The organism is Wolbachia endosymbiont (group A) of Sympetrum striolatum (assembly GCF_947250715.1).
GTDB lineage: Bacteria > Pseudomonadota > Alphaproteobacteria > Rickettsiales > Anaplasmataceae > Wolbachia.
Genome location: NZ_OX366342.1, coordinates 349,639 through 369,127, shown reverse-complemented (window position 1 = coordinate 369,127; position 19,489 = coordinate 349,639). Strand labels below are relative to the sequence as shown.

Sequence of the window (19,489 nt, the reverse complement as noted above, 5' to 3'; positions counted from 1 at the left end):
GCAAAAAATATTAACCTTTGTGCTAAATTTTGGTTAATATAAACGTTAGGCATATTAAAAAAGTTGTTTTTAAGGTGTTGCACTTTACTTTTGTTTTCGCTATAAGATTGCTTTAAGTTGAATTTTCAACATTTTTATATATTTACACTTAAGACAATGATTTCGAAATTTTTTGGGGGCACTTCATGAAAAAATCTATTTATACTAGAACTGCTCTAGTTTCTTTATTAACTTTATGTTCTTTCAGCAGTTTTGCAGCTGACTTTCCTGATGAGAGTATGAAGGAAATAAAAAAGCAAGAGAGCACAAAAACTTCTGGAAAAACAGAAGTTATGAAAACATCAAATAAAAAACTGAAAGAAAAGATGGACAGAATATGTAATGCTGATCCAAGAAAAAAAGCTGAAGAGCTTAAGAAAAAAGAGGAGCTAAGATTAGCAGCCGAGCAGAAGAAAAAAGAGGAGATCAGGCTAGCAAATGAGAAAAAAGCAAAGCTTATAGAGGATTCAAAAGCGAAAGCTCTAAATGCTAAGAATTCTAATATAGAAAAAGGTAAAGTTTCAAAAACTAAGGCTTCTAAAACTAAGAATGCTAAAATTAAAGCTAAAGATGTAAAGAAGGATGTAAAAGTTGTTAACAAAAATACAGAGGAAAAAGGTAAGGCAAGTCCTGTTGTTTCAGTTGGTGGAGTTGATATTATCGACACCAACCAAGGAAAAGATGGCTTAAGAATAACTTTTGGTGGTGTTGTTGATGCTCAAAGCTATGGCAAAGCAGGGCCAAGTGGTGAAGAGTATAAACGTTACAACGTTATGCCAAACAGATCTATAGAGTATTATACTGCCCCTCAGGATAAGATACAAGGAGCAAATCCCGTATTCCCTAGTGGAATAGGAAATATTGGTGATTACAGCAACGATATGGGTATGACTGCTGATGCGATATTACACCTCAGAGCAGAAAATAAAAATGAAGATTTAGGTCTTCTTTATGGTGCTGACGTGCAATTTCACGTCCCAGTTACAGAAGGCAAAGGGGCTTCACAGGGTGTTTACGCTGCAAGGAGAAGGAGTGCACATGTATTTTTAAATTCAAAACATGGTGATCTAAAGCTTGGTTATCAATTTGGTCCTGAGGCTCTGATGAGACTTGATGCAACAAGAATTGCAACTGTTGACGGAGCTGCAGATAGTGACTGGTTCAGAAAAGTGAACTTAGAAGGAAGCGCTGCGAGCTTTCCATTTTATGTAACACCACGTCTTTACACTGAAAGTTTTTCGAGTGAAAGTGAAAAATTCTCTTTCCGCATGGCAGGGAAATACAACAAAGATGTTATGACTACACTGCCATTTAGAGTTGCTTACTACTCACCAAATTATATGGGCGCAAGATTTGGTATCAGCTACTCACCTCGTTATGATAGTAGCTTGTTTACTGTAAAAGAAACAGTTCCTTTCAAGGATAGTACAGATAATGATAAAATAAAACATAAGGAAGAGATAAAACATGTCGGTCCAGACTATGAGCACATAATAAGTGCTGGTGCATCATATGAATATGACTTTGATAAATATAAGGTGAAAGTTAAAACTTCTGCAGTTGGTGAGTATGGTCAAGCGAAAAAACCAAGTAAAGATAAGCATCTTTATAAGGAATTTGTAGAGTACAATGACCTTATGGGTGTTAATTTGGGTGTAAGCGCTGATTATAAGATTAATGAGGATCAAGGCATAAAATTTGCTGCCTCTTTTGCATATCTGGGCAAATCTGGTCAACCAAAAGGTATTGAAATACTGACAAAAGATGCTAATAATAAAATTGAAAAATATGAACTGCTTCCTGATGCTAACAAAAGAATGGAAGGGCTGAAAGCTCAATTTGGTGAAGATAGTATGGACACCATGTATTGGACTGTAGGAGCTGGCTATCAATATGAGAATATCTACACAAGTTTGACGTACTTTGGTAGCAGAATGAATGATGGAGATATGCTTCACGATGGCGCACTTGGCGTTCAATATGATCTATCTCCTGCATGCAGTAAGAGCAAATTTGTTCCTTACGCAGCTCTCCATTATTTTATGACTAACGAGAAACAAAACGCAAATCATAAGATTACAAAAGCAGGTAGTACCACAGAAGAGGCACCTTCTAACCAAGGAATTCTCCTTCTTACTGGTGTGAAGTTTTCTTTCTAACCAGCTAGTACACACCACAATTTAATGTGGTGTGTATCTTATTTGTTAGTGTTTATTTGTCAATCAAATAAACATATAGTGTCCTCTCTCCTGTCATCCCAGTGCGTGACACTGGGATCTAAGTTATATGCAAAATTATTACGTTTACATACTTGCAAGCAAGAATAATCGAACTTTATATACAGGTATAACATCAAATCTGATTAAACGAATCTGGGAACATAAGAGTAAAGTTATTTCTGGCTTTACATCAAAATACAATGTACATAAATTAGTTCATTTTGAAGAATTTCAAGATATAAATTCAGCTCTTAATAGAGAAAGACTGTTAAAAAGTTGGAAAAGAAAATGGAAGACTGATTTGATCGAAAAAGAAAATCCAAATTGGGTAGATTTATATGATAACATAGTCAGGTAAAATTAGATCCCAGTGTCACGCACTGGGATGACACCCTATGGTTACTGGAATGACACCCTATGGTTACTGGGATGACACTCTATAGCTACTCAGATGACGGGAAAAGAACACACTGGCTTATCTACTAGCCGTATAGCTACTTTCAAATTCAATCAATTAAACAGGAGGCCCCTATGCAAACCACACTAAAAAATCATTTAGCTGGAGAATTACTTACCACTGCTACGTGCTGGAAATTAACGCTTGCAGGTGGAGAAGTAATGGGATTCACTGACTATGATGAAGATTTAAATATTAATAATATACTCTATAAATCTTCAAGTGGATTTACAGCCAGTAGTATAATATTAAACAGCGATTTAAAAACTGATAATCTAGAAATTGAAGGGATATTAAATAGTGGTGATATTAAAGAAGAAGATGTTTTATCAGGAAAGTACGACTTTGCAAATATTGAAATATTTCTTGTGAATTATAAAGACTTGACCCAGGGAACAATGAATCTACATTCAGGAACTTTTGGTAAAGTGACATTAAGTAGTGGAAGATTTATTGTTGAAATTAGAGGGCTCTCAGCAAAGCTTGAGAGAAGCATAGCAGAATTATACTCTCCTGCATGCAGAGCACAATTTTGCGATGATAAATGCAAAGCCGATACTAAAAAATTTAGTAAAATAAGTACAATCACTAAAGTAATAGACGAAAGAAGATTTGAAGACACGAATTTAGCTGAGAGTGATGAATATTATAAGCACGGAGTAGTAAAATTCTTTGGCTCAACAGCATTTGAAGGTGTAGTAAAAGAATATAAAAATAAAGTAGTTACGTTGTTTACTTCGCCTCCATACCAAATTTCTGCTGGGGATAAATATTCAATACTCGCAGGTTGCGATAAAACATTTCCAACTTGCAGAAGCAAGTTTAACAATACTGTAAATTTTCGTGGTGAACCCTATATACCAGGTTTTTATATTGTTTAGCAGCACAATTTTCAATATTATGAATATGCATGGAAAGGTGGCTGAGTGGTCTAAAGCACACGCTTGGAAAGCGTGCACATATGAAAATATGTCGGGGGTTCGAATCCCCCCTTTTCCGCATATTACTTCTAGAATGGTATAAAACCCTCGGTCGCGCGCGCAACTCTATTCCTATAGTGAGTAGCTCCCTCTTATCTCATTTATATCATATTTTTAACTTACCCAATAACATAAATTACTTTAGCTATGCTATAGCTAAAGTGACTTAGGTTTACCTACAATTTGAAAAACAACAAATTCGTCATTCCGCTACTAGTTAGCGGCTGAGATACCGCGAATGAATCGCGGTATGACGTAGGGAAACCTTTCTTGGGCTAGCTATATCAATAGCATTGCTTTAAAAAGAGTGCCCATATTTTCAGTCAACCTTAAGAATTCACTAAAGATCCTATTCCTTTGTTCATCACTTGCGCTTTTCATTAAAGCCTGGGTTCTTTCTTTTATGCCAAAAAGATATAAAAATTCTCTTTGAGTTAAAATCTCGCAATCTACGTGTTTTAATGAATCTTTTAATGCTTGAAAGTTCACAAGTGCAGTAATATCACTATTACCAACATTCTCAAGAAAATTAGCATACTTATGTTGTTTTATCGATTGCAAAGTGCTCTTATACGAGGGGTATACATAACCGTAATCTATAATCAAAGCAGCTCCTTTATTATTATGTATCTTCTTCTCAAGTTTTTTTAATATTTCAACCCCAGTTGAACATATTTCCACCACTGCACCATCGAAACTCCCTGTCATGCAAGTAGCTGACACTGGAATCCATGATTCTTTTTTTCTGGATTCCAGTGTCACGCACTGGCATGACACCAAGAGACTGCCATCATCTTGTTTTGTCACCCTATTTTCATACCACCCCTCATCACGATATACAAACTGATCTATCGGAAGAGCGTCAAAGAACTCATTTGCTAAAAAAATGGTTGGTTGTTCTGGTAGGTTGTCAATATCTTTGTGCCAATTAACACCTAAGCCTTTTAATTTTTCCTTTTGTATCTTCCGTAAAGTAGGGCTTATTTCAACTAAGCGGATCAACATTGAATTAAAAAAGCTGCTGTATTTTTTAGTGACTCTTATTATATCGTGAATGAGTGTTCCTTTGCCTGGCCCAAGTTCAACTAGAGAAAATTTTGATGGCTTTCCTAATTTTTCCCATGTATGCATTATCCAAACTGCAATTACTTCACCAAATAATTGGCTGATCTCAGGTGCAGTAGTAAAATCACCATCCTTACCAAGTGGTAATCTACTCGTATAATAGCCGTATTTTTCATGGTACAAAACGGCATTCATGAAATCACTGATGGATATTGATCCTTGACTTTTGTCAATTAATTCGTGTATATAAGTGAGCATGTTATTAATAAATGTTTAACTATAGCGTGCCATAATATAAAATAGTAGAGTATTTATATATAGTATAAACTTAAGTTTGTGAGTAATAGTGCTTCAGTTATGGACGACAAAAACACCGATTATGTTGCCCTTATACCTCAAGATGATAGTATTGAATACAAATTTGAAGAAGCTGTCAATTTTATAGAAAACAAGGTTATAAATGCTGATGGACTAACTTTAGCGGAAGTGTTTCAAGTGCTAGTTCAAATGCTAGATGGTGATCTAGAATTGGTAAAAAAAGTACTAGCATATGCTAATATTATGGCAAAGCATGGAATGAAGGTAGCAAAAGAGTCGCAATTAAGCAGAGCTGATGTTCGCCGAGCTTTGGAAGGTAAAGAAAGTGTTGTCAATAGACAAGATTTTATAAAGAAACCACCTCTTCCACCTGCTATAAATCGACCAAAAAGAAAAGTAGAGGTCTTTAGATGGCTGAATCTATAAAAAAATTTACTGTACAATGTGACTTCAAAGGACAAAGTTCACCTTTTGCAATATATATAGGAAATCCAAAAAGTGATGCTCATCCAATTCATCATCAAGATTCCTGGCTTGTAAAAGAACGTGGAGGGAATATCCCTAATAAAGTAAAAGAAAGTCTACAAAAATTATATAAACTATCTCAAGAAAATGGAGTCTCTTTCTCAGAGTTATGTGCGTATGCCATTACTGTGGTTAGTAATAATTATAAAAAAAGTGACGACAAGCAGTGAGATAGTTTAATCCCTCAATATTTCATTTATAGAGGTTTTCGATCTCGTCTTTTCATCCACTTTTTTTACTATAACTGCACAATAGGTTGAAATGTTATTTTTAGATGGAATAGACCCTGGTACCACTACAGAATAAGGTGGCACTTCGCCATAAAATACCTCGCTAGTTTCTCTATCAATAATCTTTGTTGATGCTCCAATAAACACACCCATGCCAAGGACTGATCCTTCTCTCACTACCACACCCTCGGCTACCTCGCTACGTGCTCCAATAAAGCAATTATCTTCTATAATGACAGGTGAAGCTTGAATAGGCTCAAGGACTCCACCTATTCCCACTCCACCGGAAATATGGCAGTTTTTTCCTATTTGCGCACAGCTACCAATCGTTGACCAGGTATCTATCATTGTTCCTGAATCAACATATGCACCAACGTTGATAAAACTTGGCATTAGAACAACATTTGTACCTATATAAGCAGATCGGCGGACAAAACACCCAGGAACTGCTCTAATTTTTAACTGGCGAAATTTCTCCTCATTCCATTCACTAAATTTGTTACCGATCTTGTCAAACCAGCAATTGGTATTGTCTATTATTTTGTTTTCTTCAGTGAGAAAATGTAATAATATTGCCTGCTTTATCCACTTATGTACTACCCATTCTCCACTTGATAGCTTTTCTGCTACTCTAATTTTGCCACTATCAAGGAGCTCAATTACCTCTTTAATTGCTATTCTTGCTGTTTCCTTTAGGTTACAGTCATTAAATTTTTCTCTATTTTTCCAAATATTTTCTATCTCACTTTGTGTTTTTTTTAGTTGCAAACCTTCCATTTGTTATATATGTTAGTATTAAATTTATAGCTCTGTATCATTTGAGCTTGTTACCACTTTATATGTAAGTGCTATGAAAATACAATGTAGTAGTTGTACTAAAACTTACTTAGTATCTTCTGAGCAAATTGGTGCATTTGGAAGAAAGGTAAAGTGTACGAACTGCAATCATATATGGCATGAACATCTAGAAGAAGCGTCAAACAAATCGCACTCTGCTAATATACAGGAAAAAAAAATTAGTGGAAGGAATTTTTTACAAAATCTAGCATTTACCACTCTAGCTTTTGCAACAGCTACAGGGTTATGCGTCGTAATTGCTAATGGCATCTTTCCTAGAGAGATGAACAAAGCATACAAAACGATCAGTTCATATAAGGATTCAATAAGCTATAAATTAGGGTACAAAAAAGAACAAACAGAAAATCCAAATGTAAAAAAACTTGTTGTAAATAAGTTTTATCAAGACTACCTTTTTTTATCTAATTTAAGATCTAGTTAAATAGGCATAAATCATCGCCGATATCGGTATCCAGTTCCTATAGCTACTCAGATGATGCAAATAGTATTAGGGTGACAGAGTCTTAAAAATAAGTTATTTTTTAGTAAAAAACAGCTCATGAGTATTAAAATTGCACCTTCTATACTTTCAGCAGACTTTGCAAAATTAGGAGAAGAAGTAAGAAAAATTAGCGATTTAGGTGTAGATTACATACACATAGACGTTATGGATGGGAATTTCGTTCCAAATATTACAATTGGTCCTAGAGTTGTCTCTGCAATACGTAAATATAGCAATCTTCCTTTTGATGTGCATTTAATGGTCAAATCTCCTGGTAACCACATTGAAAGCTTTATAAATGCTGGTGCTGATATTATCACTGTACATGCAGAAGCAGAGATACACCTTGAGAGGTTGATAAGAAAGATAAAGTCATACAAAAATGTAAACGACGCAAAAAAAACGATTCAAGCTGGAGTCTCAATTGTTCCTTCAACTTCCCCAAGTGTGCTTGAATACATAATACATGAGCTAGATATTGTGCTGATTATGACAGTCAACCCTGGCTTTGGAGGGCAGGAATTTATTCATTCACAGTTGAACAAGATATCTACTATAAAAAAAATGATACAGGAGCGTAATCTTAAAACACAAATTTCAGTAGATGGTGGAATTAACTTTTCTAACGCAACTGATATAATAAAAGCAGGTGCTGATATTTTAGTTGCGGGATCGGCGATATTCAAGGCTGAAGATACTAAGAAGGCCGTAAATGATCTTAAAAATCCATCGTGGTAATCCTATATAGCTAGTGCAGCCCTACGTCATACCGCGATTCATTCGCGGTATCTCAGCCGCTAACACGTAGCGGAATGTTGGCAAACCTAAGATCTTTAGCTAGTTAACACAAATTATTTCTATTATCTACCAATTTGAAAAAGTCTCTGGTCCAAGTAGTCAAGCTACTTGGATGACAAGAGGTAACGCAAGAAGTTTACTTTTAATAAAAGCCTGATGATGAATCATTATTACCAAATTTCGGCTTATTTCTGTTGCTGAAACCAGAACGAGGACGAGAAGGCTTCTTATGGTAACTTCCTCCAGGTTTTCTATTAAATGAATTATTGTAATAATTATCCCTGTCATTTGGACCATCTTTCCTTTCCTCGTTGTAAAGCTCACCTTCAAAAAACTCTCCCGTCTCTTGATCAACTCGACGTCTTGACAACTTTGGACACCCACCTTTTTCGAAGTCAATTACTAGTGCTTTGAAAGTATCATCTTGTTTAAGTATGCTCTCTATAGAATCTATGTGTTCATTAGCTACTTCACTTATGTGCATTTTTCCTTTTCTGCCATTAAGAAATTCAAGCTCTACAATAGACTTCTCTATTTTTACAACTTTGACATCAACTATAGAACCTTGTTCTAGTTCTGTTATTGAATCAATCATCATACTCTTTGCAATTTCAGCTTCAGTGCCACTCGTGGCAAAAACAGAAACTTTACCATCATCTCCTATTTCAATTTTTGCATTACTTCTTTCACACACACTGCGTATATTTTTTCCTTTAGCACCAATAGCTGCAGAAATTTTGTCTTTATCTATGTAAAATGATAACATCCTTGGTGCATGGTCTTTGACGTCATCACTGTGTTCTGAAATCACTGCATTCATTTTTTCTAAAATATGTAATCTTCCAGCTTTTGCCTGTTCTAAAGATTTTTCAACAATTTCAAAGCTTATACCAGAAATTTTCATATCCATTTGTAGTGCCGTAACCCCTTCACTAGTTCCTGCTACTTTAAAGTCCATATCACCAAGATAATCTTCATCACCCAATATATCGGAAAGTATCACATACTCGTCTTTATCTTTAATAAGGCCCATAGCAACTCCAGCAACAGGGGCCTTTATTGGCACACCCGTATCCATTAAAGCAAGAGAAGTCCCACAAACTGTTGCCATAGAAGAAGAACCATCAGACTCCAAAATTTCGGACACTACTCTTATTGTATAAGGAAATTCAGATTTATCGGGTAAAACAGGATGAATTGCTTTCCAAGCAAGTTTGCCATGACCGATTTCTCTTCTTCCTGGTGCACGTGCAGCAGAAGTTTCTCCAACAGCAAATGAGGGAAAGTTATAATGCAACATGAAATGCTCACGTCTATCCCCTTCAATATCATCCACAATTTGCTCATCTTGAGTAGTACCAAGAGCAGTAACAACCAATGCCTGAGTTTTGCCTCTTGTAAACAGCGCAGAACCGTGAGTTCTGGACAGAATATCAACTTCAACTTCTATCTGACGTATCTCATCATGCTTACGACCGTCTATCCTTACACCTTTCTTCCTAATTATTTCACGTACTAAAGATCTTTCAAAGTTTTTTACTGCATACGTAATTAACTTTTCATCTTTTCCAGTCTCTTTAAGAGTATTCAATATATTCTCTCTGACCGCTTCTAGAGCTTGAACTCGCTCTTGTTTTACTGTTTGCGAATATGCTTTTTCAAAATCTTTACCGTATTTTTCGAGCTCTTGTGTTATATCTGATGTATCAACAGGAGCAAATCTTTCAGGCTTATTGCCAACTGTATCAGCAAACTCTTTTATGAGCTTAATGACAGGTTTAAGGTGTTCATGGCCAAATTTTATTGCATTAAAAACATTTTCTTCAGAGAGCTCTTTCACTTCTGACTCAACCATTAAAATCGAATTTTCATCACCAGACAAAAACAGATCCAAGCTGCTTGCTTTCATCTCTTGAACAGAAGGGTTGAGTATATAGTTATTATTTTCATCACAACCAACTATCACTCCAGCTATAGTAAAGTGAAAAGGAACACCAGAAATCGCAAGAGCTGCAACAGCACCAATCAATGCTGGCACTTCAGGAGGATTGACTGTATCATAAGTTAATAGATTACACATCACACTAATTTCATCATGAAATCCTTCTGGAAAGAGTGGCCTTACACTCCTATCTATTACTCTTGAGATTAAAGTTTCTCTATCAGATGGCTTGCCTTCCCTTTTAAAAAAACCACCAGGGATCTTACCCATGGCATAGCTTTTTGCGATAAACTGCACATTTAAAGGTAGGAAATCAACGCTTTCTTCCTTCTTTTTACGTACAACAGTTACTAAAACAGAAGTATCACCGTAATTTACAACTACTGAACCATGAGCTTGGCGTGCTATTTTTCCTGTTTCTAAAGATAAGGTACGACCACCCCACTCTATAGATTTTTTTATAATTTTAAACATACTAAATTCCTCGATTATTTTCTAATGCCTAACTTCTCTATTAATTCCTGGTAGGCTTCATTACCAAATTTACGCTTTATATAATTTAAGTGCTTGCGTCTTCTACCTATCAATATAAGTAAACCACGCTTAGAGTGATGGTCATGCTTGTGCACTTTAAAATGCTCAGTTAAGTTACTGATCCTCTCGGTCAAAATTGCACATTGTACAAAAGATGAACCTGTATCATCCTCTTTAATCGCATATATATTTATCAAACTCTTTTTCTTTTCGGATGTTATCGACATCTAAACCTCATTTTAAATATTAAAAACACGAATAGGTTTCACACAACCATAAATAAAACTGCAGATTGCAATAGGTACACTACCCACTATCGTACAACAAATATCATAATTCTTTAAATTACGCAAGTTATTTAATACAACTTCCTGACCTTTTCTGATTTTCCCCGCATCTTCTGGGGAAATTTCAATTTTGAACATCGATTTTAAAGCCGATTCAATGGGAATGATGAAACTTTTTGCATTACTCCCTGTACCTTCTATTACTCCAGTATCACCTTTTGTTATCGGAGAGTAAGTTATTGTGTTTCTTTCAGCGAGCTGTTCAATTGTCACTGATTCGTTTTCTCTAAAGTCACCTACCATAGTTCTTCTTAATTTCGTAATGTGTCCAAAACAATTTAATGCAATGCCAAGATCCCGAGCAATTGATCTCACATATACACCACTACCGCACATCATAGAAAAATTTGCACTATTATTTATGGTGTCCACAGATATCAATTTCAGCTCATGTATTTTGACTTGTCGGGGTTTTATATTTACCTTTTGCCCACTTCTTGCCAATTTATACGCCCTTGCTCCTTTAATTTTTATTGCTGAAAATTGAGGAGGAGTCTGCTTGATCTCACCAATAAAATTTTTAATTGCACAATTTATTTGATTATATTCGGGTTTTATATCGCTAGTTCTAATGATATCACCACCCAAATCATCCGTTGTTCTTTGTTCGCCCCATTTTATTGTAAAATCGTATGCCTTTAAGTCACAAGATAAATACGGTACAGTTTTTGTTGCCTCGCCAAGAGCAATTGGCAACACACCTGAAGCTAAAGGATCAAGTGTTCCCAGATGACCAGCTTTCTTAATTCCAAAGATCTTTTTAACTTGGGTTACAGCTTGTGCAGAACTAATTCCTATTGGTTTATCGAGATTCAGCCAGCCGTGTATCATATGTGAATTATATACAGCTGATGACAGTTTAGGAAGCAGCTTGAAATATATACTTTAAATAATAATGTAAAAAATAGCTTGACTAACATGCATCTATTAACACATACTTAATCCTTTTAAGGGGACTATTATGACTATAAATACAAATAAAAGCATATTGAAGTGGGAAAACACTGCACATATAACAAAAATGAGTATTGAAGGTTTAGTTGCACTTGCATCTTTAGCGGGAGCAATAACGGCAATATTAATTGCTACTAAAGTAATTGCTGGACCTGCATCTTTAGCACTTGTTGCTAGCCCTGCTGGAATTGCAGTTCTATTTATTGCCGCTGTATATTTTGCCGCAGCAGCTTATGCTTCATATCAGCAAATGCAGAAGAATGAAGAAATAGGAGTGAACGGTACAAATGGTAAGGATGGTAAAGATGCAAACTTTGCTACTCTTGTCAAAGATGTGGTAAAGAGTGGTACGATTGTTGAAGAAACAGTTAAAAAAGACGGCGATAACGATGTTCAGCAATTATTCCTGACACTTCCAATTGCTGATTACAAAGAACTAGCAAAAAATAATGAACCAGTTCACATATTATTAGCAGATGGGAAAGTTGTTAAGCTTGCACACGTAGCTCCTGAAAATAATGCTACTGAATATAAGGTGCAAATAACTAAAGTTGCTGAAAAAACAACTGTTGCTGACATGAAAGCAGAGTTAGGTATGACTACTGATTCTAAGCCATCAAAAGTTGCGGTGAGTAATGAAGCTTTGGAAGCTTTAAAAGTTAAAGTAGCAACTAACTTAGCAGATGTTGCATTAGAAAATGCTATATCAAACGCTAAAAAAGTTTAAAGTTAATGAAAGAAGAGGTAGAGGTGGTTCTGCCTCTTTTTTTTCATTTGAGAAGAGTTACGGTAATCTATCCCACATCTCAACTACATCCTTACTAAACTCTATTATCTCTACTTTTTTAAATTGGTAACAGTTGTTGATGGATTGAATTCCTAAATTCCCTATAAAGGGGATGGCATCATTACCTAAAATTTTACCACTGCGGCAGATTATCAGCCTGTCGATTAAACTATGCTTCAGTAGCTCTGTGATTAACACTCCTCCACCTTCAACTAATAGCCTTGTTATACCAATTTCTGAAACAAGTTTTGATGCCATGTCTTTTAGGCAGACTTTATCGATAATGTCAGGCTCCGATGTCATTCCAGCGCGTGACGCTGGAATCCAGTTTTCATTATGCAATTGCTTGAAGTTTTCTGGATCCCAGTGTCTGGGCACTGGGATGACAGGAGAAGGCGTTAGAATGACAGGAGAGTGTGTTGGGGTGACATCTGGAATAACAGGAGGTTTGTGATTTGAATTGACTATCAAATAATTAATGTTTTTTATTTTTCTCTCTATTTCTCTGTTTGTAATCACCCAAGTTATTACTTTATCTGCAGTCTTTGCAATATTATGCTCTTCCTGCAATTTTTCCTGGCTATCAATAATTAGCCTTATTGGCGATCTACTTCCGAGTTCTGGTAATCTGCAAGTTAAGAGTGGATTATCGTTAATAAGAGTATTGCTGCCAATCATAATTGCATCATATTTTGCTCTGAGCTCATGCACCCAATTTCTCGTATCTTCACTTGTTATCCATTTGCTATCGCCTGTAAATGTTGCGATTTTTCCGTCAAGAGTTGTTGCAATTTTGCAAGCTATAAATGGTCTATGAAATTCTTTAGTGGTGAAAAAACCGACATTCAGTTCTTCTGCCTCTTTTTGCATAATACCTTGCTCAACTTCAATTCCTGCTTCTTTCAGAGCTTTAATGCCTCCACCTGAAACTCTGCTATCTGGGTCAATAGTTGCAATTACTACCCTTTTTATTCCAGCTCTTATGATTTCCGCAGTACATGGTCCTGTAACTCCAAAGTGGCAACATGGCTCGAGCGTGATATACATAGTTGCACCATGGGTTAAACCTTCTGCACTTTGCAAAGCAACCACTTCTGCATGTGGGCGCCCACCTACTCCTGTATATCCCTCACCAATGATTATACCATCTTTTACAATAACACACCCGACAGTAGGATTTGACGCAACATTCCCAAGATTTTTTTCTGCAAGCCTTAATGCAATTGACATGAAATGATCATCAGTCATTAGAAAGAAGTCATTTCATATGAAGTGTCGAATATTCTCCTGTGCTCATGTATAGCAAATCTATCTGTCATTCCCGAGATATAGTCGCATATTACTATTGAACGCTGGGATTCACAAGCAAGTTTGCTCCACTCTGTGGGAAGTAATCTTGGATTTTCATAAAAACATTGAAAAAGTTCCTGTATTATGCGTTTCGCTTTGTTCATCGTTCTACTCAGTTTATAGCTTCTGTATATTTTCTCCATGTTGAATCTTTTCATTTCTTTTGTAGCATTCGCAACTTCTGGTGAAAATGTGACTAGCATTTTATTTAGACTTCTTACGTCTTCTACACTTTTTATTTTATGATCTTCAATATTTCTTTCAGTCTGAGAAACAACATCACTTATCATAGTTCCTATAGTTCCACTCAGTGATTCATGTATGAGTTTGCTCTGAGGTAATTCTGAATATCTGCTCCTTATGTCTTTAAACATTTTTTCAATTAAAGGAACATTCAGCAAATCTTCGATGGTTACTAAATTTGCTCTGAGTGCATCATCAAGATCGTGAACACTGTAAGCAATATCATCGGCAATTGAAGCAACTTGCGCTTCAATGCTTGAAAATTCCTCAAGTTTTAGATCATATTTTTCATTATATTCTAATAACAGCTGATTATTTGTAGAAGACTCCGCGTTTTGACCAAGCAAGGGACCATTATGTTTTGCAACCCCTTCAATCACCTCCCAACTTAGATTCATACCATCAAAATCAGCATGTTTTTGTTCAAGATAAGTTAAAATCCTTATAGCTTGAACATTATGATCAAACTCATACTTCTCACTATCAACTTGAACTAGAGCATCCTCACCTGTGTGACCAAATGGGGGATGACCAAGGTCATGTGCAAGCGCTATGCATTCAGTGATGTCCTCATCTAAGCTGAGCCTGCGTGCGATGGATCTTGCAATTTGTGCAACTTCAAGGCTATGAGTCAGCCGAGTGCGATAGTAATCGTGCTCGTAATTGATAAAAACTTGTGTTTTGTACCCCAATTTCCTAAACGCATTAGAGTGAACAATGCGATCCCTATCACGCTGAAAGCAGCTGCGATTCTCATCTTCTGGCTCTTTGAAGTATCTCCCTTTTGTTTTGCTTGGAAAGCATGCATAACTTAATAGAAAATTATTGTTTGACATGTAAAATTTCTACTATAATAAATTATCAATAATAAACGGTGGTTACTATGTCAACAAATTACAACATCAACTTAACTGATAATGCACTAAAAAAAATCCACTTTCTTGCAGAGCAGGAAGGGGATAAGAGTTCCGTTTTGCGGGTTGCAGTTTCAGGCGGTGGATGTTCTGGCTTCAAATACAATTTTCTTATGGATCAAATGAATAAAAATCTATCTTTGGATGATGAAGATGATGATTACGATGATGAGTTTGATGACGAAGACGAAGATGATGACTATGAAGAAAGCGAGGACTATAGAAGCCACTCCAATTTTAGCGAAAAAGGTAAAGATATAGTAATTAATGATGAAAATGGAAACCCTGTATTAATGGTTGATAATTGTTCAGCAAAATTTTTAAATAACTCAGTTATAGATTATACTGAGGATCTCAGTGGTTCTGGTTTTCAAATAAAGAATACCCTTGCTAAGTCTCAATGTGGTTGTGGTAACAGTTTTTCGGTTTAATTATTACCAAAATTTAGATGCCTTCTGGGTCTTTTAAACATGGGTGATAATGTAGCTCTAGAACTAACTTCTGTAGATAAAAGCTTCAAGGACAATTCTGCTGTTGTAAAAGACATCAACCTAAGTGTCACAAGAGGGCAAGTAGTAGCGCTGATTGGCAATTCAGGTGCAGGAAAAACAACTATATTGCAAATCGCAGGCTTGTTGGACAAGCCAACTTCAGGTATAGTTACGATAGATGGAATAAATTGCACACAAGCCAATAATAAGCATAAAACCCATGTAAGAAGAAATTTTCTTAGTTTTGTTTATCAATTTCACTATTTGTTACAAGAGTTATCGGTGTTGGAAAATATTATGCTTCCTCAACTTATTGCAGGAAAAAGCAAAGCTGAAGCAAAAAAAAATTCGCAAGCAATGTTGGAAAAATTTGGTCTGGAAAACAAAGCAAGTAGCATGGTATCTGAAGTTTCGGGTGGGGAAAGGCAGAGAGTTGCAATTGCAAGAAGCATTGTAAATTCTCCAAAGCTTTTACTTGCAGATGAGCCAACAGGAAATTTAGATCCAACAAATTCTTTTAACGTGTTTTTACTGCTACATTCATACGTAAAGGAAAATAACAGCTCTATGCTTATAGTAACGCACAATCATCTCCTTGCAGAAAAGGCAGACTGCATTTTCCAATTGAGAGATCGATCATTAGTGAAGTTGTGAATAGGAAAAATAGCACAATTTAAAACTACCTATGCCTTATACTTATCTAACCAATGATCATTAACAGAGTACAACTCGCATAAAACGCTTTCATTGCTTTTTATACACGGACTTTTTAACTTACGCTGTTTACTTAGGGAACACCCCGATAACATAAACACAGCTAAAACAAAAAATAATAGCTTTTTAAACATAACAAAACCTTTTCATTTATATTACTACACTCATTTCTCTTGTTTGTAAAGGTTAGGCATATTCTTTTACCCTTACCTCTTTTTTGACCTTTTGAGAAGAAATAGCTGCACTGTTTAAGCGCAGTTTTATATAACCATCTACGATTTGAGTCACTTCCTCTTCTTTATCCCTTAGAAAGTGATTAGTATCGTCTATTATATGGTATTTCATGTGATCACTTTTTACTGAATTTATTAACCTTTTTGCTAATTCTGTTACATCGCTTTCTTCTGAGATTGTATCGTTACTGCTTTGTATTATAAGCCCAGAAACTGGACAGGGAGAAAGAAAAGAAAAATCGTACTTAGTTACCGGAAGAGAAAGAGCAATAAAACCCACTATCTCAGGGCGACGCATTGTTAGCTGCATAGCCACCCATGCTCCAAAAGAAAAACCAGCGATCCAAATTGGAACGTTGCTAGGATTATGTTCCTGAAGCCAATCAATAGCTACCGCAGCGTCAGTTAATTCTCCTATACCCTTATCAAAAGTTCCGGTAGATTTTCCCACACCACGAAAGTTAATTTTCAATGCAGAAAAATTGTTATCGATAAAAGACGTATATATACCATGTACAATTTTACTACCCATATTACCACCATATTGAGGGTGATGATGTAAAACCAGCACAACCGGCGCGTTGGCATCTTTGCTTTGGTGGTATTCACCTTCTATCTTTCTTGTTGCATTATTCAAAAAAACTTCTACCACGGTAACTCCTAATAAAAACCTGCTTGACAGGTATTGATGACATGAATTATTAATTATGTATTAATTTCGCTGTTTTTGCAATAAATTTTTTATCGTGTTAAAGCTAACGTACATAGTTATGGCTATAGTTGATGGTAAACTTATTTAAGTGACAGATGAGTCCATTCTCTTTAGAAAATAGTGGTTACGTATATGCTGATTACAATGCAACTGCTCCAATTAGTGAGAATGTAAAAAAAAGTATATTTGAGGTCTTGTTAAAACAAACGCTCAATCCATCATCACTACATAAAAGAGGACAAGAAGCGAGGAAGATTCTTCAGGATGCAAGAGATAACATACGTGATGCTCTTGGTGTTCCAAGTGATAAAGAAATAGTTTTTACGTCTGGTGCGACTGAAGCGAATAACCTTGTTATGAGAGGAATAGCAGGCTATCTGCATGTAATTTCAGCTATAGAGCATCCTTCAATTCTTAATTCTGCATGTAATCCATATATAATACCCGTTAATCAGGAGGGCATTGTTGACTTTTTAGAGCTAGAAAAAATTCTAAGCGAACTTAAAGGAAACAAAGCAATAGTTTCAGTTATGATGGCAAATAACGAAACCGGAGTTATTCAGCCTGTTAAGGAAATAGCTGAAATAGCACACAAATTTGGAGCAATTTGCCACACTGACACTGCTCAAAGTGTTGGAAAAATTAAAGTTAATATGGAAGATTTAGGAGTGGATTTACTCACTTTATCCGCCCATAAATTTGGCGGTGTAGCAGGCAGTGGAGTTTTAATATTCAATAAAGAACTTGCGATAGAACCTATTATAATAGGTGGTGGACAAGAGAAGGGATTTCGTGGTGGTACGGAAAATATTGTTGCGATTGCAGGCCTTTCTGCTGCACTGCAAAATATTCCAGACCTTCTATTAAAAATGGATGAAGTAAAGGAGCTACGTGATCAATTAGAGTGTGAATTATTAAATCTTGCCAGTGATATAAGAATCTTCGGTAAAAACTCTAAGAGGCTGCCAAACACAAGTTTTATTTATATGCCAGGAGTAAAGAGTGATGTGCAGCTCATGCATTTTGACTTGAATCATATTGCAGTTAGTAATGGTTCTGCATGTTCTTCTGGAAAAGTTGAGCCTTCCCATGTTTTGCTTGCAATGGGGGCAACAAAAGAGCAAGCAGAGTGTTCAATTAGAATCAGTATAGGTCCAGAAACTAAACCACAAGACATAAAAAAAATAGTGGATTGTTGGTATAATATCTACAAGAAGAACACCTTGGTATAGATAATACGTGGTATCATGCAGGGAGCTATAAATTAGATGTAAAAACTTACTTGACACCCTTCGCCAGCCCCCTTATCATAACAGTGAAGCTATTTATTTATCTTCGCAATCTCTGCAGTGGATTAATGACAAAAAACTTAATGTATTTGGCGTAAATCATGCTTAATTTTTGCACTATGTGCACCTCATGTCTTTATAAAACTTCTAGGTTTCTACCTATATAAGCTGAAACGCGCTTATAAAGCGTTTAAGACAGTAAAAGACGTCAAATAGACAAGGGAGAATTTGAATACTAGCTACCCTGGGGTTTTTTTGCCTTTTTTTCCGCTCAGTAAATTTCTTAACGTTTATAATTTAGGTTAATCGCATTTAAAAGCGGCTGAATCGTAGCGTTTAGAATAAAAAACGCCAATATTTTGAAGTACATATAAATAACTAGTCACCAATGGGGCTTCTTTTGCCTTTTTTTTCGTTTGGTAAATTTCTTAATATTTATGGCTTAGGTTAGTTACAAATTAAGAGCAATATTCACGGAAATGGTGTCATTCCAGTGCTTGACACTGGGCACTTTAGACAATGTTACAAAAATAATATCATAGAATTCAATAGGATAATTCCTGGTGTACAGTCCCAGAGTGTGATGGTATGATAAAATATGAGAAAACAATACCATCAAAGGAGGAATTATGGGACCATACACCTAGAGGCTGTATTACAAGAATTTTGGGCGAACTTAGTTATGTGTAATATATTATCGCTTCATATGTGTGATGCACAAGGGCCTTGGAACCCAGATCAAATTACTGAGTATCGTTTAAATTTTTCAGTTTTGTTTGGTGTAATGAGCAGAAACTCTATCAAGTACTTATTGCACCAAAAAACTTTCAAGCCCTTTTTAAGCATGCGTGCTAAAGTTAAAATTCGACCAGGGCAGCCACAATAAGGTAGATAAGCCCAAACGCCATCATGTTTTTAGGAGAGTTTGCTAATGGAGGCTCTTAAGTTGACGCCATTGGCTGAACGGATACCTCTTAACTTGACGCGTATGGTTTATTTAACACTCCCA

At 35.8% G+C, this 19,489-nt stretch carries 18 protein-coding genes, 1 tRNA gene and 2 pseudogenes; 13 read left to right on the top strand and 8 right to left on the bottom strand.

The genetic code is table 11. The features are described 5' to 3' along the window. Nucleotides 1-185: 185 nt before the first annotated feature. The 4 genes from OOK87_RS01825 (at nt 186) to OOK87_RS01810 (ending at nt 3,714) form a co-directional block, all read left to right on the top strand. On the top strand, nt 186-2,198 hold the full coding sequence (locus tag OOK87_RS01825) for a WD0745 family porin (protein ID WP_264687894.1): 2,013 nt from the start codon (nt 186-188) through the stop codon (nt 2,196-2,198). Between the two features lie 127 nt (nt 2,199-2,325). Beyond that, a complete protein-coding gene (locus OOK87_RS01820) occupies nt 2,326-2,616 on the top strand; it encodes a GIY-YIG nuclease family protein (RefSeq protein WP_253309591.1) in 291 nt (96 codons plus the stop codon). A gap of 173 nt (nt 2,617-2,789) precedes the next feature. After that, nucleotides 2,790-3,596, top strand: coding sequence for a DUF2163 domain-containing protein (locus OOK87_RS01815; RefSeq protein WP_264687893.1), 807 nt, complete (start codon nt 2,790-2,792; stop codon nt 3,594-3,596). Nucleotides 3,597-3,627: 31 nt separating this feature from the next. Further along, nucleotides 3,628-3,714 (top strand) — tRNA-Ser (locus OOK87_RS01810). A gap of 260 nt (nt 3,715-3,974) precedes the next feature. Here the strand turns inward: OOK87_RS01810 and OOK87_RS01805 are convergent. Continuing rightward, entirely contained in the window at nt 3,975-5,018 is a 1,044-nt protein-coding gene (locus OOK87_RS01805) for a class I SAM-dependent methyltransferase (protein WP_264687892.1), read from the bottom strand. A 99-nt stretch (nt 5,019-5,117) separates the two neighbouring features. On the opposite strand from OOK87_RS01805, the pseudogene OOK87_RS01800 reads away from it, so the two are divergent. Further along, nucleotides 5,118-5,488, top strand: a pseudogene (locus tag OOK87_RS01800) (hypothetical protein). Further along, on the top strand, nt 5,489-5,773 hold the full coding sequence (locus tag OOK87_RS01795; protein ID WP_264687890.1) for a DUF2610 domain-containing protein: 285 nt from the start codon (nt 5,489-5,491) through the stop codon (nt 5,771-5,773). A gap of 6 nt (nt 5,774-5,779) precedes the next feature. On the opposite strand, the gene dapD is transcribed toward OOK87_RS01795, so the two are convergent. Next, the gene (gene dapD / locus OOK87_RS01790) at nt 5,780-6,610 is read right to left on the bottom strand and encodes a 2,3,4,5-tetrahydropyridine-2,6-dicarboxylate N-succinyltransferase (RefSeq protein ID WP_253309923.1); all 831 of its coding nucleotides are present in this window, start codon (nt 6,608-6,610) and stop codon (nt 5,780-5,782) included. A 73-nt stretch (nt 6,611-6,683) separates the two neighbouring features. Here dapD and OOK87_RS01785 point away from each other — a divergent pair, with 73 nt between their 5' ends. Both OOK87_RS01785 and rpe read left to right on the top strand, forming a co-directional pair. Next, entirely contained in the window at nt 6,684-7,112 is a 429-nt protein-coding gene (locus tag OOK87_RS01785) for a zinc-ribbon domain-containing protein (RefSeq protein WP_264687889.1), read from the top strand. Nucleotides 7,113-7,229: 117 nt separating this feature from the next. Continuing rightward, complete coding sequence (gene rpe, locus OOK87_RS01780; protein ID WP_264687888.1) at nt 7,230-7,910, top strand: ribulose-phosphate 3-epimerase; 681 nt, start codon at nt 7,230-7,232, stop codon at nt 7,908-7,910. 202 nt (nt 7,911-8,112) lie between these two features. Here rpe and pnp read toward each other — a convergent pair whose 3' ends face one another. Genes pnp through truB form a run of 3 tightly spaced genes read right to left on the bottom strand, consistent with a single transcriptional unit; the run spans nt 8,113 to nt 11,621 of the window. Next, the gene (gene pnp, locus OOK87_RS01775; protein ID WP_264687887.1) at nt 8,113-10,386 is read right to left on the bottom strand and encodes a polyribonucleotide nucleotidyltransferase; all 2,274 of its coding nucleotides are present in this window, start codon (nt 10,384-10,386) and stop codon (nt 8,113-8,115) included. A 14-nt stretch (nt 10,387-10,400) separates the two neighbouring features. Continuing rightward, entirely contained in the window at nt 10,401-10,673 is a 273-nt protein-coding gene (rpsO, locus tag OOK87_RS01770) for a 30S ribosomal protein S15 (protein ID WP_006279944.1), read from the bottom strand. A 12-nt stretch (nt 10,674-10,685) separates the two neighbouring features. After that, nucleotides 10,686-11,621, bottom strand: a complete 936-nt coding sequence (gene truB, locus OOK87_RS01765) for a tRNA pseudouridine(55) synthase TruB (protein WP_264688464.1) — start codon at nt 11,619-11,621, stop codon at nt 10,686-10,688. A gap of 133 nt (nt 11,622-11,754) precedes the next feature. On the opposite strand from truB, the gene OOK87_RS01760 reads away from it, so the two are divergent. Further along, nucleotides 11,755-12,474 carry a hypothetical protein gene (locus tag OOK87_RS01760; RefSeq protein ID WP_264687885.1) on the top strand — a complete coding sequence of 240 codons (720 nt, stop codon included), beginning with the start codon at nt 11,755-11,757 and terminating at the stop codon, nt 12,472-12,474. A gap of 57 nt (nt 12,475-12,531) precedes the next feature. Here OOK87_RS01760 and ribD read toward each other — a convergent pair whose 3' ends face one another. Further along, nucleotides 12,532-13,782, bottom strand: coding sequence for a bifunctional diaminohydroxyphosphoribosylaminopyrimidine deaminase/5-amino-6-(5-phosphoribosylamino)uracil reductase RibD (gene ribD / locus OOK87_RS01755; protein WP_264687884.1), 1,251 nt, complete (start codon nt 13,780-13,782; stop codon nt 12,532-12,534). Then, entirely contained in the window at nt 13,782-14,963 is a 1,182-nt protein-coding gene (locus tag OOK87_RS01750) for a deoxyguanosinetriphosphate triphosphohydrolase (protein WP_264687883.1), read from the bottom strand. Before OOK87_RS01750 ends, ribD begins: the two co-directional genes overlap by 1 nt. Before the next feature lie 47 nt (nt 14,964-15,010). On the opposite strand from OOK87_RS01750, the gene OOK87_RS01745 reads away from it, so the two are divergent. Both OOK87_RS01745 and OOK87_RS01740 read left to right on the top strand, forming a co-directional pair. Further along, complete coding sequence (locus OOK87_RS01745) at nt 15,011-15,472, top strand: HesB/IscA family protein (protein ID WP_253309915.1); 462 nt, start codon at nt 15,011-15,013, stop codon at nt 15,470-15,472. A 39-nt stretch (nt 15,473-15,511) separates the two neighbouring features. Next, nucleotides 15,512-16,186 carry an ABC transporter ATP-binding protein gene (locus OOK87_RS01740; RefSeq protein ID WP_253309781.1) on the top strand — a complete coding sequence of 225 codons (675 nt, stop codon included), beginning with the start codon at nt 15,512-15,514 and terminating at the stop codon, nt 16,184-16,186. A 246-nt stretch (nt 16,187-16,432) separates the two neighbouring features. Here OOK87_RS01740 and OOK87_RS01730 read toward each other — a convergent pair whose 3' ends face one another. Beyond that, entirely contained in the window at nt 16,433-17,131 is a 699-nt protein-coding gene (locus OOK87_RS01730) for an alpha/beta hydrolase (protein WP_264687881.1), read from the bottom strand. 155 nt (nt 17,132-17,286) lie between these two features. Here OOK87_RS01730 and OOK87_RS01725 point away from each other — a divergent pair, with 155 nt between their 5' ends. Both OOK87_RS01725 and OOK87_RS01720 read left to right on the top strand, forming a co-directional pair. Beyond that, on the top strand, nt 17,287-18,423 hold the full coding sequence (locus OOK87_RS01725; RefSeq protein WP_253309913.1) for a cysteine desulfurase family protein: 1,137 nt from the start codon (nt 17,287-17,289) through the stop codon (nt 18,421-18,423). 697 nt (nt 18,424-19,120) lie between these two features. Continuing rightward, nucleotides 19,121-19,412: pseudogene (locus OOK87_RS01720) on the top strand (IS4-like element ISWosp8 family transposase); the annotation flags it as partial. Between the last annotated feature and the right edge of the window lie 77 nt (nt 19,413-19,489).

Coding starts and splice junctions, on each gene's coding strand:
- OOK87_RS01825 (WP_264687894.1), top strand. CDS start 186: ATGAAAAAATCTATTTATACTAGAACTGCTCTAGTTTCTTTATTAACT.
- OOK87_RS01820 (WP_253309591.1), top strand. CDS start 2,326: ATGCAAAATTATTACGTTTACATACTTGCAAGCAAGAATAATCGAACT.
- OOK87_RS01815 (WP_264687893.1), top strand. CDS start 2,790: ATGCAAACCACACTAAAAAATCATTTAGCTGGAGAATTACTTACCACT.
- OOK87_RS01805 (WP_264687892.1), bottom strand. CDS start 5,018: ATGCTCACTTATATACACGAATTAATTGACAAAAGTCAAGGATCAATA.
- OOK87_RS01795 (WP_264687890.1), top strand. CDS start 5,489: ATGGCTGAATCTATAAAAAAATTTACTGTACAATGTGACTTCAAAGGA.
- dapD (WP_253309923.1), bottom strand. CDS start 6,610: ATGGAAGGTTTGCAACTAAAAAAAACACAAAGTGAGATAGAAAATATT.
- OOK87_RS01785 (WP_264687889.1), top strand. CDS start 6,684: ATGAAAATACAATGTAGTAGTTGTACTAAAACTTACTTAGTATCTTCT.
- rpe (WP_264687888.1), top strand. CDS start 7,230: ATGAGTATTAAAATTGCACCTTCTATACTTTCAGCAGACTTTGCAAAA.
- pnp (WP_264687887.1), bottom strand. CDS start 10,386: ATGTTTAAAATTATAAAAAAATCTATAGAGTGGGGTGGTCGTACCTTA.
- rpsO (WP_006279944.1), bottom strand. CDS start 10,673: ATGTCGATAACATCCGAAAAGAAAAAGAGTTTGATAAATATATATGCG.
- OOK87_RS01760 (WP_264687885.1), top strand. CDS start 11,755: ATGACTATAAATACAAATAAAAGCATATTGAAGTGGGAAAACACTGCA.
- ribD (WP_264687884.1), bottom strand. CDS start 13,782: ATGACTGATGATCATTTCATGTCAATTGCATTAAGGCTTGCAGAAAAA.
- OOK87_RS01750 (WP_264687883.1), bottom strand. CDS start 14,963: ATGTCAAACAATAATTTTCTATTAAGTTATGCATGCTTTCCAAGCAAA.
- OOK87_RS01745 (WP_253309915.1), top strand. CDS start 15,011: ATGTCAACAAATTACAACATCAACTTAACTGATAATGCACTAAAAAAA.
- OOK87_RS01740 (WP_253309781.1), top strand. CDS start 15,512: ATGGGTGATAATGTAGCTCTAGAACTAACTTCTGTAGATAAAAGCTTC.
- OOK87_RS01725 (WP_253309913.1), top strand. CDS start 17,287: ATGAGTCCATTCTCTTTAGAAAATAGTGGTTACGTATATGCTGATTAC.